Consider the following 23,552-nt stretch of genomic DNA (forward strand, 5'->3'; position numbering starts at 1 on the left):
CATGCCCACCCATTTCCGCCTGAATCGCATGGCCGCCACGGCGGCGTCCGTCGTGTTGAGCGCCGCCCTTTTTTCGGCGCCCGCGCTTGCCGTCGATCCGTTCCAGTTGAAGGACATCCGCGTCGAGGGCCTGCAACGCACCGATGCCGGCACCGTCTTCGCGTCGCTGCCGTTCCGCGTCGGCGATACCTATACCGATGAGAAGGGCGCTGCCGCACTGCGTGCGCTGTTTGCCACCGGCCTGTTCAAGGACGTGCGCATCGAGATCGAGGATGGCGTCGTCATCGTGATCGTCGACGAGCGCTCGGTGATCGCCAACATCGACTTCGTCGGCCTGCGTGAATTCGACAAGGACGTGCTGACCAAGTCGCTGAAGGACTTCGGCATCGGCCAGGGCATGCCTTTCGACAAGGCACTGGCCGACCGCGCCGAGCAGGAGCTGAAGCGCCAGTACCTGACGCGCAGCCTGTACGGCGCCGAGGTCGTGACGACCGTGACGCCGCTCGAGCGCAACCGCGTCAACGTCACCTTTACGATCAATGAAGGCGAGGCTGCAGCGATCCGCGAGATCCGCATCGTCGGCAACAAGGTATTCAGCGAAAGCACGCTGAAGGGCCTGTTCGACCTGAACGACGGCGGCTGGCTGAACTGGTATACGAAGGCGAACCGCTATTCGCGGGCGAAGCTGAATGCCGACCTCGAGACCTTGCGCGCCTACTACCAGAACCGTGGCTACCTCGAGTTCAACATCGAGTCGACGCAGGTTGCGATCTCGCCGGACAAGCAGGACATCTCGATCACGATCAATGTCAACGAAGGCCAGCAGTACACGGTGACAGGGGTGCGCCTGGAAGGCGAATACCTCGGCCGCGAAGACGAATTCAAGGCGCTGGTCGCGATCAAGCCCGGCGAGCCGTACCGGGCCGAGGCGGTGGCCGAGACGACCCGCAATTTCACCGAGCGCTTCGGCAGCTTCGGTTATGCATTTGCACGCGTCGAGCCGCGCCCCGAGATCGATCGCAGCACCGGCCGCGTCGTCGTCGTGCTGGTCTCCGACCCGCAGCGCCGGGTGTATGTCCGCCGCGTCAACGTCGCCGGCAACAGCCGCACGCGCGACGAAGTGATCCGCCGCGAATTCAGGCAGTTCGAGACATCCTGGTACGACGCACGCAAGATCAAGCTGTCTCGGGATCGTGTCGACCGCCTCGGTTATTTCAGCGAGGTCAACATCGAGACGAGCGAGGTGCCCGGCGCGCAGGACCAGGTCGACCTGACGGTGACGATCAAGGAGAAGCCGACCGGCAACCTGCTGCTCGGCGCCGGCTTCTCGAGCGCCGACAAGCTGTCGCTGACCGCGTCGATCAAGCAGGAAAACGTCTTCGGTTCGGGCAACTACCTCGGCATTGAGGTCAATACCAGCAAATCGCAGCGGACCATCGTTGTCAGCACCGTCGATCCGTATTTCACGATCGATGGCGTATCGCGCGCGATCGACGTCTTCTACCGCACCGTCAAGCCGCTGAACAGCCAGGGCGAGCAATATACGCTGGTGACACCCGGCGCGGGCGTGCGTTTCGGCGTGCCGTTCAGCGAGTTCGACACGGTCTTTTTCGGCATCGGCTACGAGCGCACCGAGATCAAGGGCACGACGGCATTGCCGAACAACTATTTCCTGTACCGCGAACAGTTCGGCTCGACCAGTTCGTCGGTGCCGTTGACGATCGGCTGGGCACGCGATCAGCGGGACAGCGCACTGGTGCCGACCAGCGGCCGGTATTCGCGCATCAACCTCGACTGGGGCGCATTGGGCGATACGCGTTATCTGCGCAGCAATTTCCAGGTTCAGCAATATTTCCCGCTGACCCGCCGCTTCACGCTCGGCGTGAATGCCGAACTCGGCTGGGGCAAGGGCCTCGGCGGCCGTCCGTATCCGATCTTCAAGAATTTCTACGGCGGCGGCCTCGGCACCGTCCGTGCATTCGACCAGGGCTCGCTCGGTCCGGTCGACGTCACCGGCGCCTACCTCGGCGGCTCGAAACGGCTGAACATCAATGCCGAGCTCTATCTGCCGATCCCGGGCACCGGCAACGATCGCACGCTGCGCTGGTTCACCTATGCCGATGCCGGCAACGTCTGGGGCGAGCACGACAAGGTGGACATGTCGAGCCTGCGCGCTTCGGCTGGCATCGGACTCAGCTGGATCTCGCCGGTCGGCCCGCTCAAGCTCAGTTATGGCACGCCGATTCGCAAGCGGCCAGAAGATAGAATCCAACGTCTTCAATTCCAGATCGGGACAGCGTTCTAATGAAAAGCTTTTTGATGAAGTCTGCTGCGGCCGCCGTGATGGCGTGGGCCGTGACCGGCGCGCAGGCGCAGGAGCTGAAGATCGGTTATGTCAACAGCGATCGGGTGCTGCGTGATGCAACGCCGGCGAAGAATGCCCAGGCCAAGCTGGAGGCGGAATTCTCGAAGCGCGAGAAGGATCTTGCCGACATGGCTAACCGCCTGAAGGCCGCCAGCGACAAGCTCGAGAAGGATGCACCGACGCTGGCCGAGGCCGAGCGCAACCGGCGCCAGCGCGACCTGATCGATCAGGACCGGGAATTCCAGCGCAAGCGCCGCGAATTCCAGGAAGACCTGAACCAGCGCAAGAACGAGGAACTGGCAGCAGTCGTCGAACGTGCGAACAAGGTCATCAAGCAGATCTTCGAATCCGAGAAATACGACCTGATCATCCAGGAAGCGGTGTTTGCGGGGCCGCGCCTCGATATCACCGACAAGGTCATCAAGGCCTTGAACGGCCCGGCGAGCAAGTAGCGCCGTGACCGCCAGCCATGCGCTTGGCGAAATCGTCGCCGCGCTGGCTGCACAACAGCGCGGTGCGCCAGCCGCCGAACTGGTCGGAGACGCCGAACTGCGCATCACGCGGATCGGTCCGCTCGATGGCGCAGATTCCTCGACGCTGTCGTTTCTGTCGAATCCGCGTTACCGCTCGCAGCTCGCGCAGACCGCAGCGGCCTGCGTGATCGTCGCGCCGGCGCTGGCCGACGAGGCCGCGGCGCGGGGCGCGATCATCCGCTGCGACGACCCCTATCTCTATTTTGCCCATCTGACCCAGTGGTGGGCACGCCAGGCGCGGCCGAGCTTCGTCACCGGCATCCATCCGAGTGCGGTCGTCGATCCCTCGGCCGACATCGACCCGGCGGCAGCGGTCGGCCCGCTGGCGGTGATCGAGGCGGGCGCGGTGGTGGCCGCCGGCGCGAGCATCGGCGCTCACTGTTTCATCGGTGCCGACGCGCGCATCGGTGAGTCGACGCGGCTCGCCGCCCGTGTCACGGTCGCGACCGGATGTTCGATCGGCGCCCGCGGCATCGTCCACAGCGGCGCGGTGATCGGCGCCGACGGCTTCGGATTTGCGCCGGCACGCGACGGCCACTGGGAAAAGATCGAACAACTCGGCGCGGTGCGCATCGGCGACGATGTCGAGATCGGCGCCAATACCTGCATCGACCGCGGCGCACTCGACGACACGGTGATCGGCGACGGCGTCAAGCTCGACAACCTGGTGCAGATCGGCCACAACGTCATCGTCGGTGCGCATTGCGCGATGGCCGGCTGTGTTGGTGTTGCCGGCAGTGCGGTCATCGGCGCGCATTGCTCGATCGGCGGCGGCGCGATCGTGCTCGGGCACCTGCAACTGGCCGAACATGTCGTGATCTCGGCAGCCACGGTGGTGACGCGGTCGATCAAGCAGCCTGGCCTGTACAGCGGCGTCTTTCCCATCGACGACAATGCGTCCTGGGAGAAAAATGCAGCGACGCTGCGGCAACTGCATGGCCTGCGTGACAGGCTGCGGGCACTCGAGCAGCGGGCGCGACCGGCGCAAGACGAGCAACAACCATGACCATGGATATCCACGAGATTCTTCGCAAGCTTCCGCACCGCTATCCGATCCTGCTGGTCGATCGGGTGCTCGAATTCGAATCGGGCAAGCGGATCAAGGCGTTGAAGAACATCACGATCAACGAGCCTTATTTCACCGGGCACTTTCCGCAGCGCCCGGTGATGCCCGGCGTGCTGATGCTCGAGGCGCTGGCCCAGGCGGCAGCGCTGCTGTCGTTCGCGACGATGGGAGTCGAGTCGGACGACAAGACCGTCTACTATTTCGCCGGCATCGATGGCGCGCGTTTCAAGCGCCCGGTCGAGCCCGGCGACCAACTGATCCTCGATGTGACGCTCGAGCGGTCGAAGTCGGGTATCTTCAAGTTCAAGGCGCGCGCCACCGTCGATGAGCAGACCGCGGTCGAAGCCGAGCTGATGTGCACGATGCGCCGCATCGGCTGAGCGACGCGGCGTCCCCCTGACTTTCGAGCCGAGACCACTGAAGAATCCTTTCGCCGTCATGCCCGATATCCACGCCACCGCGATCGTCCATCCCGACGCCGAACTGGCCGACGACGTGTGCGTCGGCCCATACAGCGTGATCGGCGCCAATGTGAAGATCGGCGCCGGCACGACGGTGGCAGCGCATTGCGTGATCGAAGGCCACACGCGGATCGGCGCCGAGAACCGGATCTTCCAGTTCTGTTCGCTCGGTGCGATCCCGCAGGACAAGAAATACGCCGGTGAGCCGACCGAATTGCAGATCGGCGACCGCAACACGATCCGCGAGTTCTGCAGCTTCAATACCGGCACCGCACAGGATGTCGGCGTGACCCGCATCGGCAACGACAACTGGATCATGGCCTATGTGCACATCGCCCACGATGTGCAGCTCGGCGACCAGACCATTCTGGCCAACAATGCGACGCTGGCAGGCCATGTGCAGGTCGGCGACTGGGCCATCATCGGTGGTCTCAGCGGGATCCATCAGTTCTGCAAGATCGGTGCGCATGTGATGACCGGCTTCCAGAGCCATGTCTCGCAGGACGTGCCGCCGTACATGACGGTCTCCGGCAACCCGTTGTCGGTCCACGGCTGCAATGTCGAAGGCCTGAAACGCCGCGGTTTTTCAGCCGAGCGGATCGCCCGCATCCGGCAGATGCACCGGCTGCTTTATCGCGAAGGGCTGACCTTCGCGAAGGCACAGGAGGCGATCGCCGCGCTCAGCGCGGCCGATCCGCAGGGGCAGCAGGACATCGAACGGATGGTCTCGTTCCTTGCTGCGGCCAGCCGTGGCATCGTCCGCTGACGCGGCTGGCCCGGTGAATACAGCGCCGCGGCTGGCGATGGTCGCCGGCGAAACCTCGGGCGACCTGCTGGCCGGTTTGCTGCTGGCCGGTCTGCGCAGACGCTGGCCCGACCTGTACAGCGCCGGAATCGGCGGCCCGAAAATGGCTGCACACGGTTTCGAGGCCTGGTGGCCACACGACAAGCTGGCCGTGCGTGGCTATGTCGAGGTGCTGCGCCATTACCGCGAGTTGTCGTCGATCCGCCGCCAGCTCGGCGACCGCCTGCTGCAGCAACGTCCCGACGCCTTCATCGGTGTCGATGCACCGGACTTCAACCTCGGTCTCGAAAACCGGCTGAAGCGGGAAGGATTGAAGACCATCCATTTTGTCAGCCCGTCGATCTGGGCCTGGCGCAGCAAGCGGGTGCACAAGATCGGCGAAGCGGTCGACCATGTGTTGTGCCTGTTTCCATTCGAGCCGGCGCTCTACGAGCAGCACGGCATCGCCGCCAGTTATGTCGGCCATCCGTTGGCCGATGCGATACCGCTCGAGCCGCCCCGCGCTGCCAGCCGCGCCGCGCTTGGTCTCGCAGACGAAGGCGAGGTGGTCGCGCTGCTGCCGGGGAGCCGGCGCTCCGAGGTCGAGCAGATCGCGCCACGGCTGCTCGCAGCGGCAGCGTTGATGCAAGCCGAGCGGCCTCGGCTGCGGTTTCTGTTGCCGGTCGTGCCGGGTTTGCGGCCGCTGGTCGAGCCGATGGTCCGGACCCACGCCGCCGGAGTGCGGGTCGAACTGCTCGATGGCCGTTCGCACGAGGCGCTCGCGGCCTGCGATCTGGTGCTGGTCGCCAGCGGCACCGCGACGCTGGAAGCCGCGTTGTTCAAGCGGCCGATGGTCATCACCTATGCGATGAACAGCCTCAGCTGGCAGATCATGAAACGCATGCAGCTGCAGCCGTGGGTCGGTCTGCCGAATATCCTGCTGGAAGAATTCGTCGTGCCCGAACTGCTGCAGCAACAGGCAACGCCGCGGCGCATCGCCGATGCAGGCCTGCGCTGGCTCGACGATCCGCAGGCCTGCCGGACGCTCGCCGAGCGCTTCAGCGGCCTGCACCAGCGGCTGCGCTGCAACATGGCCGAAGCCGCAACCCGGGTGATCGAAGATGTCATCGCCTGAACGCCGCCGCCGCACTGCGCCTGCGGTGCAACTCGACCTCTGCTGGGACCGCCAGGGCCTGGTCGCCGGCGTCGACGAAGCCGGCCGCGGGCCGCTGGCGGGGCCGGTCGTTGCTGCAGCGGTGGTTCTCGACGACCTGCAGCCGATCGCCGGGCTGCGCGATTCGAAACAGCTCAGTGCCAAGCGGCGCGAACAACTGTTCGACGAGATCCGCGCCCGGGCACTGTGTTTTGCGATCGCGCAGGCCAGCGTCGAGGAAATCGACCGGCTGAACATCCTGCATGCGACGATGCTCGCGATGCGCCGCGCGGTGCTGGCGCTGCGGCTGCGGCCGAACCTGGTGCTGGTCGACGGCAACCGCCTGCCGGTTCTCGATCTGCCAGCCGAACCGGTGATCAGCGGTGATGCCAAGATCGCCGCGATCGCCGCGGCGTCGATCCTCGCAAAGGTGCACCGCGACCGTCTCTGCCAGGCCCTGCACTTGCAGTATCCGGGTTACGGTTTTGCCGAGCACAAGGGTTATGCCACCGCCGAGCATCTTGGCGCGCTGCGCAGCAATGGCGCCTGCCCCGAACACCGCCGCAGCTTTGCGCCGGTCGCCGAGGTGCTGGCCGCGATGCCATGAGCGCGGTCAGGCAGATCCAGTCGCGCAGCAACCCGCAGTGGCAGCGCCTGCGCAAGCTGGCGCAGAAGCCCGTCGCCTACCGGACGCTCGGCGAGGTCTGGGTCGAAGGCGAGCACCTGTGCGGCGAGGTCGTGCGCCGCGGCCAGCCGATGCGCTGCGCGGTGGTCGGCGAGTCGGCCTGGGAGCAGCCGGTATTCCGCGAGCTTGCGATGTCGGCGCCCGAGGTGCTGCTGCTCCCCGACGCGCTGCTCGCCGCATTGAGCAGCATGGATTCGGCGCCACCGATCGCGATGGTGCTGCCGCTGCCGGACACCATCGATCCGGATCCCGCTGCGCCGACGGTCGTGCTGGATCGATTGCAGGATGCCGGCAATGTCGGCACCATTCTGCGCAGTGCCGCGGCATTCGGCTTCACGCAGGTGCTGGCCCTGAAAGGAAGCGCCGCGTTGTGGGCGCCGAAGGTGTTGCGCGCCGGCATGGGGGCCCATTTCGTGCTGCGCCTGGTCGAAGGCTGCGAACCGGACAGCCTTGACCAATTGAAGATCCCGCTGCTTGCGACCAGTTCGCACGCCGCCGAAAAAATCGATGCGTTGCCGCTGCCCTGGCCGTGCGGCTGGGTGCTCGGCCACGAAGGGCAGGGCTTGGCGGCCGAGGTCAGCGCGCGCTGCGAGCGGGTGCTGAGGATCGCCCAGCCCGGCGGCATGGAGTCGCTGAACGTGGCGGCAGCGGCAACGGTATGCCTGTACGAGTCGTCGCGCCAGCGGCAGCGCTGACGGCGCTTCAGTAGGTCAGCCGCTCCGGCTGCAGATCGCGCAGGATCGTCGTCGCGATCTCCTCGATCGACTTGTGCGTCGACGACAGCCAGCCGATGCCTTCGCGCATCATCATCATTTCGGAGTCCTTGACCTCGCGGCGGCAGTTCTCGATCGATGCATAGGTGCTGTCGGGTCGGCGCTCGGTGCGGATCTGGTGCAGCCGCACCGGGTCGATGGTCAGGCCGAAACATTTCTTCTTGTGCGGCGCCAGCGCCGGCGGAAACTTGCCGCGGTCGAAATCTTCCGGGATCAGCGGATAGTTGGCTGCCTTGATGCCGTGCTGCATCGCCAGGTACAGCGAAGTCGGCGTCTTGCCGCTGCGGCTGACGCCGACCAGGATCACGTCGGCGGCATCGAGATTCTTTGCCGACTGGCCGTCGTCGTGGGCGAGCGAAAAATTGATCGCCTCGATGCGGTCGGTATATTGCTGGCTCTTCGAGACGTCGGTAAAACGGCCGACCCGGTGGTTCGACGTCATGCCGAATTCCGATTCGAGCGGCGCGATGAAGGTGCTGAACATGTCGAGCACCAGCCCGCGCGACAGGCCCTTGACGATCTCCAGCACCTCGCGGTCGATCAGCGTGACGAAGACGATCGGCCGGCGGCCTTCGATCTCGGCCGAATGATTGATCTCGCGCACGACCTGATGCGCCTTGTCGGCGGTGTCGATGAACGGACGCCGTACATGTTTCGGCTTGATCGCGAACTGGTTCAGGATCGAGTTGCCGAAGGTCTCGGCGGTGATTCCGGTGCCATCGGAAACGAAGAAGACGGTCTGGTTCGACATCGAGGGAATCGCTCGCGGGTTGGTGGAGATGCCGGCTTGCGCCGGGCAGCGGGTCAATGATAGGCACAAGACCCGTAGAATCGGTCGGTTGAACCAATACGGGGCCGTTGCGGCCCCGATTCCGCAGCCTCATGCACGCCATCCGCCCCCTCAGCATCGACCGGAACGTCGGGTTGGCGGTGACCTGCGCGGCAGGACCCCTGGAGCGATGCTCGGGGTCGGCCTCCGGACTGCGGACAGGACCAATTTCGCAACATCACGGAGCTTTCCCATGTCTTCCAGCCACCTGGCGACCGCCCTGGTCGTTCCATTCGAAGCGTTGAGGATGACCGACGTCGACTCGGTCGGCGGCAAAAACGCGTCACTCGGCGAGATGATCAGCCAGCTTGCAGCGTCCGGCGTGCGTGTGCCGGGCGGTTTTGCGACGACGGCCCATGCATTCCGTCAGTTTCTGTCGCACCAGGGTCTGGCCGATCGCATTGCCGCGCGGCTGTCGTCGCTCGATGTCGACGATGTGCGCGCGCTTGCCGAAGCGGGCGCCGAGATCCGCGGCTGGATCGAGAGCACGCCGTTTCCGCCCGATCTCGAAGCGGAAATTGCAACCGCGTTCAAGAAGCTCGCGGCCGATTCTCCGGATGCGTCGTTTGCCGTGCGCTCTTCGGCCACTGCCGAGGACCTGCCCGATGCCAGTTTTGCCGGCCAGCAGGAAACCTTTCTGAACGTCGTCGGCCTCGACGAGGTGATGCACAAGATGAAGGAGGTGTTTGCCAGCCTCTACAACGACCGCGCGATCAGCTACCGCGTGCACAAGGGCTTCACCCATGCCGAGGTGGCGTTGTCGGCCGGTGTGCAGCGCATGGTGCGATCCGACCTCGGCGCCGCCGGCGTGATGTTCACGATCGATACCGAAAGCGGCTTTCCCGACGTCGTCTTCATCACCTCGAGTTTCGGCCTCGGTGAGACGGTCGTGCAGGGCGCGGTCAATCCGGACGAGTTCTACGTCCACAAGCCGGCGCTCGAAGCAGGCAAACACGCGATCATCCGCCGCAACCTCGGCTCGAAGATGATCAAGATGGAATTCGCGAGCCCGCAGGAAAAGGCGCAGACCGGGCGGCTCGTGAAAACCGTCGACACGGTGCCGGAGCAGCGGAATCGCTTCTCGCTCGAGGATGGTGAAGTCGCCGAACTGGCCCGTTATGCGTTGACGATCGAGAAACACTACGGCCGCCCGATGGACATCGAGTGGGGCAAGGACGGTGCCGACGGCAAGCTGTACATCCTGCAGGCGCGGCCGGAAACCGTGAAGAGCCAGCAGGGCGAGAAGGTCGAGCAGCGCTACAAGCTGAAATCCAGTGGCACCGTGCTCGCCGAAGGCCGTGCGATCGGCCAGAAGATCGGCACCGGCCCGGTTCGCATCGTCCACAGCACCGCCGACATGGACCAGGTGCAACCCGGCGACGTGCTGGTCACCGACATGACCGATCCGAACTGGGAGCCGGTGATGAAACGCGCCAGCGCGATCGTCACCAACCGCGGCGGGCGGACCTGCCATGCGGCAATCATCGCGCGCGAACTCGGCGTGCCGGCGGTCGTCGGCTGCGGCGATGCGACCGAGACGCTGACCAACGGCTCGCTGGTCACCGTGGTCTGCTCGGAAGGCGATACCGGCTACATCTACGACGGCCTGCTCGATACCGAGGTCACCGAGGTCAAGCAGTTCGATCTGCCGGAATGCCCGGTGAAGATCATGATGAACATCGGCAACCCGCAGCTGGCCTTCGACTTCGCGCAGATGCCGAACTCGGGGGTCGGCCTGGCCCGGCTCGAATTCATCATCAACAACAACATCGGTGTCCATCCGAAGGCCATCCTCGACTATCCGAACATCGACCTCGACCTGAAGAAGGCGGTGGAATCGGTGGCCCGCGGCCATGCGTCGCCGCGCGCGTTCTATGTCGACAAGCTGACCGAAGGCATCGCGACGATCGCCGCGGCGTTCTGGCCGAAGCCGGTGATCGTCCGGCTGTCTGACTTCAAGAGCAATGAATACCGCAAGCTGATCGGCGGCTCGCGTTACGAGCCGGAAGAAGAAAACCCGATGCTCGGCTTCCGCGGCGCCTCGCGTTATGTCAGCGAGGAATTCGGCGAGGCCTTTGCGATGGAATGCGAGGCGCTGACGCGGGTGCGTGGCGACATGGGCCTGACCAATGTCGAGATCATGGTGCCGTTCGTGCGCACACTCGGCCAGGCCGAGCGCGTGATGGGCATGCTCGCCGAGCGCGGCCTGAAACGCGCGTCGCAAGGTGGCACCGATGGGCTGCGAATCATCATGATGTGCGAGGTGCCGAGCAATGCGGTGCTCGCCGAGCAGTTCCTCGAACATTTCGACGGCATGTCGATCGGCTCGAACGACCTGACCCAGCTGACGCTCGGCCTGGACCGCGATTCCGGGATGGAACTGCTGTCGCGCGATTTTGACGAGCGCGACCCTGCAGTGCAGGCATTGATCGAACGCGCGATTTCGGCCTGTCTGGCGGCTGACAAATATGTCGGCATCTGCGGCCAGGGGCCGAGCGACCACCCGGACTTTGCCGAGTGGCTTGCCGCGAAGGGCATCAAGTCGATGTCGTTGAACCCCGATACCGTCGTCGACACCTGGCAACTGCTGACCAAGTGATCCAACGCCTGCAACCATGACCACCATCCTGAAAAACCTGCCGACCGGTCAAAAGGTCGGAATTGCCTTCTCCGGCGGACTCGATACCAGTGCGGCGCTGCACTGGATGCGCATCAAGGGCGCGATCCCGTATGCCTACACCGCCAACCTCGGCCAGCCCGACGAGCCGGACTACGACGAGATCCCGCGCAAGGCGAAACAGTACGGTGCCGAGAATGCGCGGTTGATCGACTGCCGCTCGCAGATGGCGGCCGAGGGCATTGCGGCGCTGCAGTGCGGCGCCTTCCACATCTCGACCGCCGGCATCACCTACTTCAATACGACGCCGATCGGTCGGGCGGTGACCGGCACGATGCTGGTCGCCGCGATGAAGGACGACGATGTCAACATCTGGGGCGACGGCAGCACCTACAAGGGCAACGACATCGAGCGTTTCTACCGTTATGGCCTGCTGACCAATCCGCAGCTGAGGATCTACAAGCCGTGGCTCGACCAGCAGTTCATCGACGAGCTCGGCGGCCGCGCCGAGATGTCGGCATTCATGCAGCAGGCCGGCTTTGGCTACAAGATGTCGGCAGAGAAGGCCTATTCGACCGATTCGAACATGCTCGGCGCGACGCACGAGGCGAAGGACCTCGAGCATCTGGCGACCGGCATGACGATCGTCCAGCCGATCATGGGTGTCGCGTTCTGGCGCGACGATGTCGAGGTCAAGCGCGAGCAGGTCACCGTGCGCTTCGAAGAAGGCAAGCCGGTTGCGCTGAACGGCCAGACCTTCTCGAGCCAGGTCGACCTGATCCTGGAAGCGAATCGCATCGGCGGCCGCCACGGCCTGGGCATGAGCGACCAGATCGAGAACCGCATCATCGAGGCAAAAAGCCGCGGCATCTACGAGGCGCCCGGCCTGGCGCTGCTGTTCATCGCCTACGAGCGGCTGATCACCGGCATCCACAACGAGGACACGATCGAGCAGTACCGTGACAACGGCCGCAAGCTCGGCCGCCTGCTGTACCAGGGCCGCTGGTTCGACCCGCAGGCGCTGATGCTGCGCGAAACCGCGCAGCGCTGGGTGGCCCGCGCGATCACCGGCGAGGTGACGATCGAACTGCGCCGCGGCAACGACTATTCGATCCTCGACACACGTTCACCGAACCTGACCTACCACCCGGAACGGCTGACGATGGAGAAGGGCGAGTCGACCTTCTCGCCGCAGGACCGCATCGGCCAGCTGACGATGCGCAACCTCGACATCACCGACACCCGCGACAAGCTCGGCATCTACAGCCGCACCGGCCTGCTGCCGAGTGGCGGTGGTCTGCCGCAGCTGGAGGGCGGCGACAACGACTGAGCGAGAGAGCTGAAGAACCGGTTGTTCAACGCCGCAGAGAAAGAACAAGGCGTGCAATCGGGGCTGAAGCCCCTCCTGCGGGTGACGCCTCAGACCAGCCCGTCGAACGGCAGCACGTCGACCAGGCCGCCGGCGTCGACGCTGCCTTGTTCGTGGTGCAGCACGACCAGACCGTTGGCGACACTCATGCTGCGCAGGATGCCGGAACCCTGCGAGCCGGTGATCTGCACCTGCCATTGGCCGTCGGCGCCGTGGCTGACGATGCCGCGCTGGTATTCGGTGCGGCCCGGCTTTTTCCGGATCGGCGCGGTCGCAGCGGCGCGCAGCATCGGCAACGCAGCGACCTGCGCGCCACTCATCGCGAGCAACGCATCGCGGACAAACGCGTAGAACGTCACCATCACCGCGACCGGATTGCCGGGCAGGCCGAACAGGATTGCCGGCGGCTTGCCGGGCTGGTCGACGGCGCCGATGCGGCCGATCGCCATCGGACGGCCGGGGCGCATCGCGATTTTCCAGAACAACACATCGCCGAGGCTGGCCATCACCTGCTTCGTGTGGTCGGCCTCGCCGACGCTGACGCCGCCCGAGGTGATCACCGCGTCGGCGGCAGCAGCCGCATCACGGAAGGCTTTTTCGAGCGCCGCCGGGTCATCGCGGACGACGCCCATGTCGATCACCTCGACGCCGAGCCGCTGCAGCATGCCCCACAAGGTGTAGCGGTTGCTGTCGTAGACGCAGCCTTCGTCGAGCGGCTCGCCGATCGAGCGCAGTTCGTCGCCGGTCGAAAAAAAGGCAACCCGCAGGCGGCGGAAAACCGGCACCTCGGCCTGGCCGAGCGAGGCCAACAGGCCGAGGTCGGCCGGGCTCAGGATGCGGCCGGCGCGCAATGCGGCCTCGCCACGCGCGAGGTCCTCGCCGGCCAGCCGCCGGTTGTCGCCGGCGCGCACGACGCCGGCCGGGATCACGACCCGGTTGCCGTCGCTGCGCGTGAATTCCTGCGGCACGACGGTGTCGAGACCGGCCGGCATCACCGCGCCGGTCATGATGCGAACCGCCTCGCCGCGGCCGACATTGCCGGCAAAGGCCTCGCCGGCGAACGCAGTGCCGACCACCGGCAAAGCGGTATCGGCGCCGTCGCGCAGGTCCGCCGCAGCCAGCGCAAAACCGTCCATCGCCGAGTTGTCGTGGGCCGGCACATCGATGGCCGACACGATGTCGCGCGCCAGCACCCGGCCGAGTGCGCTGCGGATCGCCAGGCTCTCGACCGCCTCGACCCTCGGGGTCAGCCGATCGATGAATTCCTTCGCCTGCGCAACCGGCAGCGCGTTCGGGTCATAACCGGACACACACGAGGCGATCTCTTGCAGCGAGGGCAGGGGTGTCGTCATCGGCAAATAGGGTCAGCCGCGGGCAGCTTGCAGCGCGTGCAGGTCCTGCGGCGTATTGGCATTGAAAAACGCGGAGGCGTCGTCGAACCGCACTTCGGCGCAGCGGTGCTGTGCAGTCCAGCGGTCGATCTTGCGCTCGCCAGCATTGATGAAGCGGACCAGGCTTTCGAGCAGACTGGTCTTCATCAGGCAGAACACCGGCTGCAGCTGCGTGCCGCCGCCGCTTGACGGGTCGGTCGTGGCGGCCATCGCGAGGTCGGCATCGTCGGCTTCGAGCCCGGCGGCCAGCCGCGCGACGAGATCGGCCGGAAAATTCGGCGTGTCGCAGGGCACCGTCACCATGTACGGTGTGTCGCAGTGCTCGAGTCCGGCCAGGAATCCAGCCAGCGGGCCGGCAAAGTCGGCACTGGCATCCGGCCAGACCGGCAGGCCGAACGACTCGTAGGCGCCGAGGTTGCGGTTCGCATTGATCATCAGGTGGCCGACCTGCGGGCCGAGCCGCAGGATCGCATGCATGGCCAGCGGCATGCCGGCATGCGTCTGCAGGCCCTTGTCGGTGCCTCCCATGCGGCTGCCGCGGCCGCCGGCGAGGATCAGGCCGGTTATCTGTTCTGTGTCGATCATCCGGAACCCCGTTCAGCCGCCGATATAGTGCATTTCGACGCGTTTGCCGGCGCCATCGGCTGTGCGTTCTGCGGCTGCCTCGGCGGTGCGCAGTTCCGAATAGCGGTCGTCACGCCCGCTCCAGATCAGACCGACTGCGCCGGCGATCTGCCGGTCGGAATACGCGCCGCGCAGCAAGGCGCGCAGGTCGTGTCCGCGGTTGGCGAACAGGCACAGGAACAGCTTGCCTTCGGTTGACAGCCGGGCGCGGTTGCAGTCGCTGCAGAAGGCCTGCGTGACCGACGAGATCAGCCCGATCTCGCCGCTGCCATCCGCATAGGCCCAGCGCTCGGCCGTCTCGCCGGGCTGGCTCGGGCTCAGCGCGACCAGCGGATGTTCTGCGTGGATGCGCGCCAGCACCTCGGCCGACGGCAGCACCTCGTCCATCCGCCAGCCGTTGCTGGCGCCGACGTCCATGTATTCGATGAAGCGCAGCACAACCGGGCTGCCGCGGAAATGGCGGGCCATCGGCAAAATCTCGTGGTCGTTGGTGCCGCGCTTGACGACCATGTTGACCTTGATCGGACCAAGCCCGACCCGCTCGGCCGCGGCAATGCCTTCGAGCACTTCGGCGACCGGAAAATCGGCATCGTTCATGCGGCGGAAAACCGCATCGTCGAGTGCATCGAGGCTGACCGTGACGCGCTGCAGGCCGGCGTCCTTCAGCGCCTGCGCCTTGCGCGCGAGCAGCGAGGCATTGGTTGTCAGCGTCAGGTCGAGCGGCGCGCCGTCCGGCGTGCGCAGGCCGGCGAGCATGCCGACCAGCACCTCGAGGTTCTTGCGCAGCAGCGGTTCGCCGCCGGTCAGCCGGATCTTGCGCACGCCATGGTCGACGAAGATCCGCGCCAGCCGCGTGATTTCCTCGAAACTCAGCAGCGAGTCGTGCGGCAGGAAGCGGTAGTTCTTGTCGAACACTTCGCGCGGCATGCAGTACGCGCAGCGGAAATTGCAGCGGTCGGTGACCGAGATCCGCAGGTCGTGCAATTCGCGTCCGCGGCGGTCACTGAGCAGCGCGCCAGCCGGCAGCGGTTCGGCCGGCACCAGCGGCGTGCTCGCGGCATAGCGGTGATCAACCAGCGGGATCGATTTTTCGGCCATGGCCGGATTGTGCCTGCGCTGCCGCAGCGCCGCGCGATTGGCGGCTGAGACCGGATACCGGGTGCGCCATCCGCGGCGGCTGCCGCGAGGCTCAGTTGGCGTTCAGCACCGCCCGCCGCGCGCCGGTGAAGCGGGCGCTCCAGTAGCGCACGCCCATGTCCTCGACGCGGACCTCGGCGCCGGGTTTTGGCGCGTGGATGAAGCGGCCATCGCCGATATAGATGCCGACATGCGAAAAGGTGCGGCGCAGCGTATTGAAAAAAACCAGGTCGCCAGGCCGCAATTCATCGCGGCGGATTGCGATCATGCCTTCGGCATTGGCCTGTTCGTCGGCCCGCCGAGGCAATATCAGCCCGATGCTGCGTTCGAAGATGAAGCGTGTGAAGCCGCTGCAGTCGAAGCCGGTTTCCTCGCTGTCGCCGCCGCGGACATAAGGCACGCCGAGAAAATTCATCGCGGTGAGTACCATGTCCGACGCCCGGTCCCGGATCGCTGCGAAACGGTTCTGTCCTGCCGGTTCTGCCTGCGTATTGCCTGCCTTGCCCGCCGGCTGCGGCACCAGCCCTTTTTCGACCAGCAGTTTGCCGAATGGGTCGAAACCATCGTTCGGCCCGGCGCTGGCGGGTATCGCCGCAACCCACAAAACGGCCGCACAGATGTAGGACAGCATCTGCCCTTGCAATGATCTGTTACGGTTTGTCGACATGGTCGCGCAGCATATAGACCGACCCGGACAGGGTCAACCAAATCGACTACGCGCAAACCCTTATCGCGCCGGCTGTTGTTTCTACTCGTCGTCGACCACATTCGGTGGTATCAGGGCTGGTGTGTACAGTCAGTTGATGCGATTTCCTTCCCTCAACGAAACAGGAGTGACGATGTTCAAGGCCTTGCTGCTGAACAAGACGAGCGACGGCTTTTCCGCCGCAATGGGTGAACTCGACGACTCGGCGCTGCCCGACGGCGATGTGCTGGTCGGCATCGCGCACTCGACGCTGAATTACAAGGACGGCCTTGCGATCACCAACAAGGGGCCGGTGGTGCGGTCATGGCCGATGGTGCCGGGCATCGATGGCGCCGGCACCGTGCTCGAAAGCAGCCATCCGGACTGGAAAGCCGGCGACAAGGTGATCCATAACGGTTGGGGCGTTGGTGAAACCCGCTTCGGGTGTCTGGCCGAACGCGCGCGGCTGAAGGGCGAATGGCTGGTCAAGCTGCCGAGCGCGTTCTCGACCGCGCAGGCGATGGCGATCGGCACTGCCGGCTATACCGCGATGCTGTGCGTGCTGGCGCTGGAGCGGCACGGCGTGCAGCCGGGCGATGGCGAGATCCTCGTCACCGGCGCAACCGGGGGCGTCGGCAGCGTCGCGACCGCCTTGCTTGCCAAACTCGGCCATCGGGTGACCGCGTCGACCGGGAAGGCGGCCGAGGCCGACTATCTGAAGTCGCTCGGCGCATCTTCGGTGATCGACCGGCAGGAACTGGCCAATCCCGGCAAGCCGCTGCAGAAGGAGCGCTGGACAGCGGTTGTTGATGCGGTCGGCAGCCACACGCTCGTCAATGCGCTGGCGCAGACGCGTTACGGCGGCGTGGTTGCCGCCTGTGGGCTGGCGCAGAACGCCGATCTGCCCGGCACCGTGATGCCGTTCATCCTGCGCGGCGTCACGCTGGCCGGCATCGACAGCGTGATGGCGCCACTGGCTGTGCGCCAGCAGGCGTGGCAGCGGCTGGCGGGCGACCTCGGCGCCGACACGCTGGCGACGGTCGCCGACGAGATCGGCCTCGACGAGGTGATCGGCGCCGCCGCCGACCTGATGGCCGGCAAGGTGCGCGGCCGCAAGGTGGTGCGCATCGTCTAGCGGTCTGCGGCGAATCCCGAGCAGCGCCCTCGGGAAAGTCGCCAGCGTCAGGGCAATGTCAGTGCGTGGCGTTCGAATGAGTCGAGCGGCCCGGGATTCGACCGGGCCGGCATGGAGGAGACCAGCATGGCCACAGCAACGCCGACTTCCGCTTCAGCCGACCGCTATGACGAGTTCTACCGGCGCTCGGTCGAAGAGCCCGACGCCTTCTGGCGCGAGCAGGCCGAACTGATCGACTGGCAGCGCCCGTTCGACCGCGTCTGCGACTACGACAAGCCACCGTTTGCCCGCTGGTTTGTCGGCGGCAAGACCAACCTGTGCCACAACGCGGTCGACCGCCACCTGGCAGAGCGCGCCGACCAGCCGGCGCTGATCTTTGTCTCGACCGAGACCGATCAGGAAAAGGTCTATTCGTTTGCCGAACTGCACGCCGAAGTGCAGCGGATGGCGGCCTGCCTGCACGCGCTCGGCGTAGGACAGGGCGACCGGGTGCTGATCTACATGCCGATGATTGCCGAGGCGGCATTCGCGATGCTCGCCTGCGCCCGCATCGGCGCCATCCATTCGGTGGTTTTTGGCGGTTTTGCCAGCAGCAGCCTGGCCAGCCGGATCGACGATGCCGAGCCGAAGGTGATCGTCTCGGCCGACGCCGGCAGCCGCTCCGGAAAGGTCGTCGCCTACAAGCCGCTGCTCGACGAGGCGATCAAGCTCGCCCACAGCAAACCCGAAAAGGTGCTGCTGGTCGACCGCGGGCTGTCCGCGATGGCCCATGTCGACGGCCGTGATGTCGACTATGCCGAGTTGCGCGAGCAACACCTCGAGGCATCGGTACCCTGTGTCTGGCTCGACTCGACCGCGCCGAGCTACACGCTCTATACCAGCGGCACGACCGGCAAGCCGAAAGGCGTGCAACGCGATACCGGCGGCTATGCGGTCGCGCTGGCGGCAAGCATCCGCCACATCTTCTGCGGCCAGCCCGGCGAAACCTTCTTCTCGACCAGCGACATCGGCTGGGTCGTCGGCCACAGCTACATCGTTTACGGTCCGCTGATCGGCGGGATGGCAACCATCATGTACGAGGGTCTGCCGACGCGGCCGGATGCCGGGATCTGGTGGCGGCTGGTCGAGCAGTACAAGGTCACCGCGATGTTCAGCGCGCCGACGGCGGTGCGCGTGCTGAAGAAGCAGGATCCGGCCTACCTGTCGAAATACGACCTGTCGTCGCTGCGCGCACTGTTCCTGGCCGGCGAACCACTCGACGAACCAACCGCCCGCTGGATCACCGAGGCAATCGGCAAGCCGGTGATCGACAACTACTGGCAGACCGAAACCGGCTGGCCGATCCTCGCGCTGGCCAACGGCGTCGAGCCGGCACCGAGCAAGTTCGGCAGTCCGGGCCGCGCGATGTACGGCTACAAGGTCAAGCTGCTCGACGAGAATACCGGCGAGGAACTGACCGCGCCGAACCAGAAAGGCGTCGTCGCGATCGAAGGCCCTCTGCCGCCCGGTTGCATGCAGACGGTCTGGCGCGATGACGAGCGATTCGTCAAGACCTACTGGAGCAGCGTGCCGGGCCGTCAGGTCTACAGCACCTTCGACTGGGGCATCCGCGACGAGGACGGCTATTTCTTCATCCTCGGCCGCACCGACGATGTCATCAACGTCGCCGGCCACCGCCTCGGCACGCGCGAGATCGAGGAAAGCATTTCCAGCCATCCGAATGTCGCCGAGGTCGCGGTCGTCGGGATTGCCGATCAGCTGAAGGGCCAGGTGGCGATGGCCTTCGTCGTCGCCAAGGACGCATCGGCACTGGCCGAACCGGCGGCGCGGCTGAAGCTCGAAGGCGAGATCATGAAGACGGTCGACCAGCAGCTCGGCGCCGTGGCCCGGCCGTCACGGGTGATGTTCGTCTCGCTGTTGCCGAAGACGCGCTCTGGCAAGCTGTTGCGGCGGGCGATCCAGGCCGTCTGCGAGCGGCGCGACCCGGGCGACCTGACGACGATGGACGATGCCTCCGCGCTGCAACAGATCAAGGATCAGGTCGGCGCGGCCGGCTGAGCGGCTGCGGCGCGGCGGCATCTGGTGCCGCTGGCTGCTGCTGGTCGCGGCCTTGCTGTGGCAGCCGGCGCTGGCCGCCGATCCGGCTGCCGTCTTTCCGTCGATTGCGTCGCCGGCGGCGCTGGCCACGTTGTGCCGGCAGAATCTGGCGCAGGCCAGGACCGCACTGCAGCGCCTTGAGCAGAGGCGACCAGGGCCCGGCTGGCTGGCGGCCTATGACGGCTTGCTGGCCCGGCTCGAGGATCTGTCAGCCCCGCTGCTGTTCCTGTCGGCCGTTCATCCCGACAAGGCGATGCGGGACGCCTCCGAAGCCTGCGAACTGCGCTGGAACGACTTCTATTCAATGCTGGGCCAGAACCGCCGCCTGTTTGCTGCCGTTCTTGCGGTTCGGCCGGCCGATTTCATCGATGCCGAACTGCGGCGCACGACGGTCGACGGCTTCATCGACAGCGGGGTTGCCTTGCCGGCGGCCGGTCGCACCCGTGCGAAGCGGCTAAGCGACCGCATCAGCGAACTCGGGCAGGTTTTCGATCGGAACATCCGCGACGACAAGACGCTGCTCCCATTCGACGCCGCCGAACTGAGCGGTGTGCCTGCCGACGTCTGGCAGCAAGCGCCGCGCGATGTGGCGGGCCGGTATCTGCTCGGCCTGTCGTACCCGGTTTATATGCCGGTGATGCAGTCGGCCGAACAGGCAGCGACGCGGCGCAGGATGTGGCTGGCAAAAACCAACGAAGGCGGCGCCGCCAACCTGCAGCTGCTGCGGCAGATCACCGATGCGCGCAAGGCCTACGCCGGCCTGTTCGGCTTCGACAGCTGGGCAGCATTCGTGCTGCGGCGGCAGATGGCCGAGACGCCGCAGCGTGCGCGGGCCTTTCTGGACGAGGTCGGCGCGGCGGTTGTGCAACGCGAGCGGGCCGAACTCGAGCAATTGCGGCTGGCCAAGGCAGATCACCTCGGACAGCCGGCAGCCGCGGTCGAACTCGACCGCTGGGACATCGCCTTTTATACCGAGCGGGTGCGCCGGCAGCGCCATGCGGTCGACCAGGACGTATTTCGCAACCATTTCCCGCCCGAGCAGATCCTGCAGTTCGTGCTGCGGGTGATCGAAAAGCTGATGGGCGTGCGTTACCAGCGCATTGCCGACGCCGGTGTCTGGCATCCGGAGGTCCAGACCTATGCGGTATCCGATGCCGCGAGTGGCAAGCGGCTGGCCACACTGTGGGTCGATCTGTATCCGCGCGACGGCAAATACAACCATGCGGCGGTCTGGAGCTTGCGATCCGGGTCGGCCGCGACCGGCCGGCTGCCCGCGGCGGCGTTGGTCGTCAATGTCGATCGCAAGGGCCTGACGCTCGATGAACTCGAGACGCTGCTGCACGAACTCGGCCATGCGGTGCACAACAACCTGTCGGCAACGCGGTATGCGGCCCAGGCCGGCACCAGTGTCAAACGCGATTTTGTCGAGGCGCCATCGCAGATGCTCGAGGATTGGGTCTACGACAAGCGGGTGCTGGCGTTGTTTGCCGAGATCTGCCCGGCATGCACGCCGGTGCCAGAAGGCCTGATCGAGAAGGCCGATGTCGCGCGCCGCTTCGGCAAGGGCATCTTCTTCGCGCGCCAGCATCTGTATGCAAACTTCGACCTCGCGCTGTACGGTCGGCAATCGCACGATCCGCTGGCATTGTGGTCTGCGCTGGAGTCGGGCACGCCGCTTGGTCATGTCGCCGGCACGATGTTCCCGGCCGGGTTCAGTCATATCGCCGGGGGCTACAGCGCCAGTTATTACGGCTATCTCTGGAGCCTGGTCGTCGCGAAGGACCTGCGCACCGCCTTCGCAGCCGACAAGCTCGATCCGGAAGTCGGCGCGCGTTTTCGCCGCACCGTGCTGGCCAATGGCAGCCAGCAGCCGCCGGAACTGCTGCTGCGCGCCTTCCTCGGCCGCAGCTTCGATTCGCGCGCGTTTTTCGACGACTTGCAGCGCTAGTGCGACGTCCCGCAGCGTAGCTGCAGGACACCACATTGGCCCAATCGCTTAAAGCACCTCGCTGGCGAAGTCGGCCAGCCGCGAACGTTCGCCGCGGGCCAGCATGATGTGGCCGGAATGTGGCCAGCCCTTGAAACGATCGACCGCATAGGTCAGGCCGGAACTGCCTTCGGTCAGGTAGGGCGTGTCGATCTGCGCAAGGTTGCCGAGGCAGACGATCTTCGTGCCAGGGCCGGCCCGAGTCACCAGCGTCTTCATCTGCTTCGGCGTCAGGTTCTGCGCCTCGTCGATGATCAGGAACTTGTTCAGGAAGGTGCGGCCGCGCATGAAATTCAGGCTTTTGATGCGGATCTTGCTGCGCACCAGGTCGTTGGTCGCCGCGCGCCCCCATTCGCCAGCTGCGCCATCGGTCTTCGACAGCACTTCGAGGTTGTCGTCGAGCGCGCCCATCCACGGGCCCATCTTTTCTTCTTCGGTACCAGGCAGAAAGCCGATGTCCTCGCCGACTGGCACGGTGACGCGGGTCACGATGATCTCGGTATAACGCCGGTCGTCCATCACCTGGCTGAGGCCGGCGGCCAGCGTCAGCAGCGTCTTGCCGGTGCCGGCGGTGCCGGTCAGCGTGATGAAGTCGCACTCCGGATCCATCAGCAAGTTGAGCGCGAAATTCTGTTCGCGGTTGCGCGCGGTGACGCCCCAGACGGCATTTTTCGGGTTCGAATATTCGCGCAAGGTGCGCAGCACCGCATTGCGGCCGGTGATCTCGACGACCTTCGCGAACAGCGGTGCGGCGCCGGGCGCCTCGAGATGGACAAACTGGTTGATCAGCAACGACGGCACCAGCGGGCCGCTGATCCGGTAGAAGGTGAAGCCGCCCTGGTTCCAGCTTTCCATCGTCTTGCCGTGGCGTTCCCAGAAATCGGGCGGCAGCGCCATCGCGCCGGTGTACAGCAGGTCACCGTCGTCGAGCGTCTTGTCGTTGAAATAGTCCTCGGTCGGCAGACCGAGCGCGCGCGCCTTGATGCGCATGTTGATGTCCTTCGACACCAGCACCACATCGCGTTTCGGTTGCTGTTCGCGCAGTGCCTGCACGACGCCGAGGATCTGGTTGTCGGCCTTGCCTTGCGGCAGCCCGGCCGGCAGGCTGATGTCGATCAGCCCGGTCTGGAAATAGAGCTTGCCGGCGGCTTCGCGGTGGCCGGTGCGGTCCAGCGGCAGCCCGTCGACCAGGCCCTTGCTGCCGGCGTCCTCGAGGCTGGCGGCCAGCGAATCCAGGTCGCGGCTGACCTGGCGCGCATTGCGCGCAACCTCGGTCATTCCCTTCTTGTGGCCGTCCAGCTCCTCGAGCGTGATCATCGGCAAATAAACATCGTGTTCCTCGAAGCGGAACAGGCTCATCGGATCGTGCATCAGCACATTCGTGTCGAGCACGAACAGCTTGGCCGGCCCGCTGCCGCGCGGCTTGCGTTTGCGTTTCTCGGGCGCCGGCGGGCGGGTTGGCGCGCTGCGGGCCGTTGCAGCGCGTTCCGGTGCGAGCACGCCGATCGCGGCAGCGGCCGATGTCGCTGCCGGCGAGTGCGGCGCCGGATCGAACAGCTCGACCGTATCGGCCATTGGCGCCTCGCCGGTGCTGCGGGATTTCTGCGTTTTCTTGCCCGTTTTGGGCGCGGCCTGCGATTCGAAATCGGCGGCGGTCAGCAATGCGGCTCGTTTGGCAGGCGGCTTCGGCAGTGGCATGAGGAATCGGTCGGCTGGACTGGGCAACAAAAAAGCCGCGCGGTGGCCCGAGCGGCTTGGGGGTCGTGGTGCACGGCGGCGTTCACGGGCATGGCCCATTATGCACAAGCCCACGCGCGCGGGCGGCGGGTTCCGGCAGGCGTTGCGCCGTGCCGACGCCAGC

Annotated in this window: 19 protein-coding genes; 13 read left to right on the top strand and 6 right to left on the bottom strand. The window is 65.7% G+C overall.

The features are described 5' to 3' along the window. Position 1 precedes the first annotated feature (1 nt). From bamA to ACNH6H_RS22675, 8 genes are read left to right on the top strand one after another with little or no spacing between them, the layout of a single operon-like run. The gene (gene bamA / locus ACNH6H_RS22640) at positions 2-2,305 is read left to right on the top strand and encodes an outer membrane protein assembly factor BamA (protein ID WP_418320536.1); all 2,304 of its coding nucleotides are present in this window, start codon (positions 2-4) and stop codon (positions 2,303-2,305) included. After that, positions 2,305-2,817, top strand: a complete 513-nt coding sequence (locus ACNH6H_RS22645) for an OmpH family outer membrane protein (protein WP_418320537.1) — start codon at positions 2,305-2,307, stop codon at positions 2,815-2,817. The genes bamA and ACNH6H_RS22645 overlap by 1 nt, the downstream gene beginning before the upstream one ends. A gap of 4 nt (positions 2,818-2,821) precedes the next feature. Beyond that, positions 2,822-3,904 (top strand): UDP-3-O-(3-hydroxymyristoyl)glucosamine N-acyltransferase, encoded by a 1,083-nt coding sequence (gene lpxD / locus ACNH6H_RS22650; protein WP_418320538.1) that lies wholly within the window; start codon positions 2,822-2,824, stop codon positions 3,902-3,904. Between the two features lie 2 nt (positions 3,905-3,906). Further along, positions 3,907-4,344 (top strand): 3-hydroxyacyl-ACP dehydratase FabZ, encoded by a 438-nt coding sequence (gene fabZ / locus ACNH6H_RS22655; protein WP_418321462.1) that lies wholly within the window; start codon positions 3,907-3,909, stop codon positions 4,342-4,344. 58 nt (positions 4,345-4,402) lie between these two features. Continuing rightward, the gene (gene lpxA / locus ACNH6H_RS22660) at positions 4,403-5,191 is read left to right on the top strand and encodes an acyl-ACP--UDP-N-acetylglucosamine O-acyltransferase (protein WP_418320539.1); all 789 of its coding nucleotides are present in this window, start codon (positions 4,403-4,405) and stop codon (positions 5,189-5,191) included. A gap of 37 nt (positions 5,192-5,228) precedes the next feature. Then, positions 5,229-6,344, top strand: coding sequence for a lipid-A-disaccharide synthase (gene lpxB, locus ACNH6H_RS22665; RefSeq protein ID WP_418321463.1), 1,116 nt, complete (start codon positions 5,229-5,231; stop codon positions 6,342-6,344). Then, the gene (gene rnhB / locus ACNH6H_RS22670; RefSeq protein WP_418320540.1) at positions 6,331-6,969 is read left to right on the top strand and encodes a ribonuclease HII; all 639 of its coding nucleotides are present in this window, start codon (positions 6,331-6,333) and stop codon (positions 6,967-6,969) included. Before lpxB ends, rnhB begins: the two co-directional genes overlap by 14 nt. Then, positions 6,966-7,742, top strand: coding sequence for a TrmH family RNA methyltransferase (locus ACNH6H_RS22675; RefSeq protein ID WP_418320541.1), 777 nt, complete (start codon positions 6,966-6,968; stop codon positions 7,740-7,742). The genes rnhB and ACNH6H_RS22675 overlap by 4 nt, the downstream gene beginning before the upstream one ends. 7 nt (positions 7,743-7,749) lie before the next feature. Here ACNH6H_RS22675 and ACNH6H_RS22680 read toward each other — a convergent pair whose 3' ends face one another. Then, the gene (locus tag ACNH6H_RS22680; RefSeq protein WP_418320542.1) at positions 7,750-8,571 is read right to left on the bottom strand and encodes a pyruvate, water dikinase regulatory protein; all 822 of its coding nucleotides are present in this window, start codon (positions 8,569-8,571) and stop codon (positions 7,750-7,752) included. 271 nt (positions 8,572-8,842) lie between these two features. On the opposite strand from ACNH6H_RS22680, the gene ppsA reads away from it, so the two are divergent. Both ppsA and argG read left to right on the top strand, forming a co-directional pair. Then, a complete protein-coding gene (gene ppsA / locus ACNH6H_RS22685) occupies positions 8,843-11,248 on the top strand; it encodes a phosphoenolpyruvate synthase (protein ID WP_418320543.1) in 2,406 nt (801 codons plus the stop codon). Between the two features lie 16 nt (positions 11,249-11,264). Next, a complete protein-coding gene (argG, locus tag ACNH6H_RS22690) occupies positions 11,265-12,596 on the top strand; it encodes an argininosuccinate synthase (RefSeq protein WP_418320544.1) in 1,332 nt (443 codons plus the stop codon). A gap of 89 nt (positions 12,597-12,685) precedes the next feature. On the opposite strand, the gene glp is transcribed toward argG, so the two are convergent. From glp to ACNH6H_RS22710, 4 genes are all read right to left on the bottom strand, one after another. After that, positions 12,686-13,987, bottom strand: a complete 1,302-nt coding sequence (glp, locus tag ACNH6H_RS22695; protein WP_418320545.1) for a gephyrin-like molybdotransferase Glp — start codon at positions 13,985-13,987, stop codon at positions 12,686-12,688. Positions 13,988-13,999: 12 nt separating this feature from the next. Next, positions 14,000-14,611: a molybdenum cofactor guanylyltransferase MobA gene (gene mobA / locus ACNH6H_RS22700; RefSeq protein WP_418320546.1), complete on the bottom strand. Its 612-nt coding sequence runs from the start codon at positions 14,609-14,611 to the stop codon at positions 14,000-14,002. A gap of 12 nt (positions 14,612-14,623) precedes the next feature. Continuing rightward, entirely contained in the window at positions 14,624-15,748 is a 1,125-nt protein-coding gene (gene moaA, locus ACNH6H_RS22705) for a GTP 3',8-cyclase MoaA (RefSeq protein ID WP_418320547.1), read from the bottom strand. Between the two features lie 91 nt (positions 15,749-15,839). Next, positions 15,840-16,418, bottom strand: a complete 579-nt coding sequence (locus ACNH6H_RS22710; protein WP_418320548.1) for a C40 family peptidase — start codon at positions 16,416-16,418, stop codon at positions 15,840-15,842. A 208-nt stretch (positions 16,419-16,626) separates the two neighbouring features. On the opposite strand from ACNH6H_RS22710, the gene ACNH6H_RS22715 reads away from it, so the two are divergent. The 3 genes from ACNH6H_RS22715 to ACNH6H_RS22725 all read left to right on the top strand — a co-directional run bounded on the left by ACNH6H_RS22715 (position 16,627) and on the right by ACNH6H_RS22725 (position 21,652). Beyond that, positions 16,627-17,607 carry an MDR family oxidoreductase gene (locus ACNH6H_RS22715; protein WP_418320549.1) on the top strand — a complete coding sequence of 327 codons (981 nt, stop codon included), beginning with the start codon at positions 16,627-16,629 and terminating at the stop codon, positions 17,605-17,607. Between the two features lie 126 nt (positions 17,608-17,733). Beyond that, positions 17,734-19,665 (top strand): propionate--CoA ligase, encoded by a 1,932-nt coding sequence (locus ACNH6H_RS22720; protein ID WP_418320550.1) that lies wholly within the window; start codon positions 17,734-17,736, stop codon positions 19,663-19,665. Then, the gene (locus tag ACNH6H_RS22725) at positions 19,616-21,652 is read left to right on the top strand and encodes a M3 family metallopeptidase (RefSeq protein ID WP_418320551.1); all 2,037 of its coding nucleotides are present in this window, start codon (positions 19,616-19,618) and stop codon (positions 21,650-21,652) included. Before ACNH6H_RS22720 ends, ACNH6H_RS22725 begins: the two co-directional genes overlap by 50 nt. Before the next feature lie 48 nt (positions 21,653-21,700). On the opposite strand, the gene ACNH6H_RS22730 is transcribed toward ACNH6H_RS22725, so the two are convergent. Further along, on the bottom strand, positions 21,701-23,389 hold the full coding sequence (locus ACNH6H_RS22730; RefSeq protein ID WP_418320552.1) for a PhoH family protein: 1,689 nt from the start codon (positions 23,387-23,389) through the stop codon (positions 21,701-21,703). Positions 23,390-23,552: the final 163 nt, after the last annotated feature.

Source organism: Pseudideonella sakaiensis (genome assembly GCF_048320135.1).
Classification (GTDB): domain Bacteria; phylum Pseudomonadota; class Gammaproteobacteria; order Burkholderiales; family Burkholderiaceae_C; genus Ideonella_A; species Ideonella_A sakaiensis_A.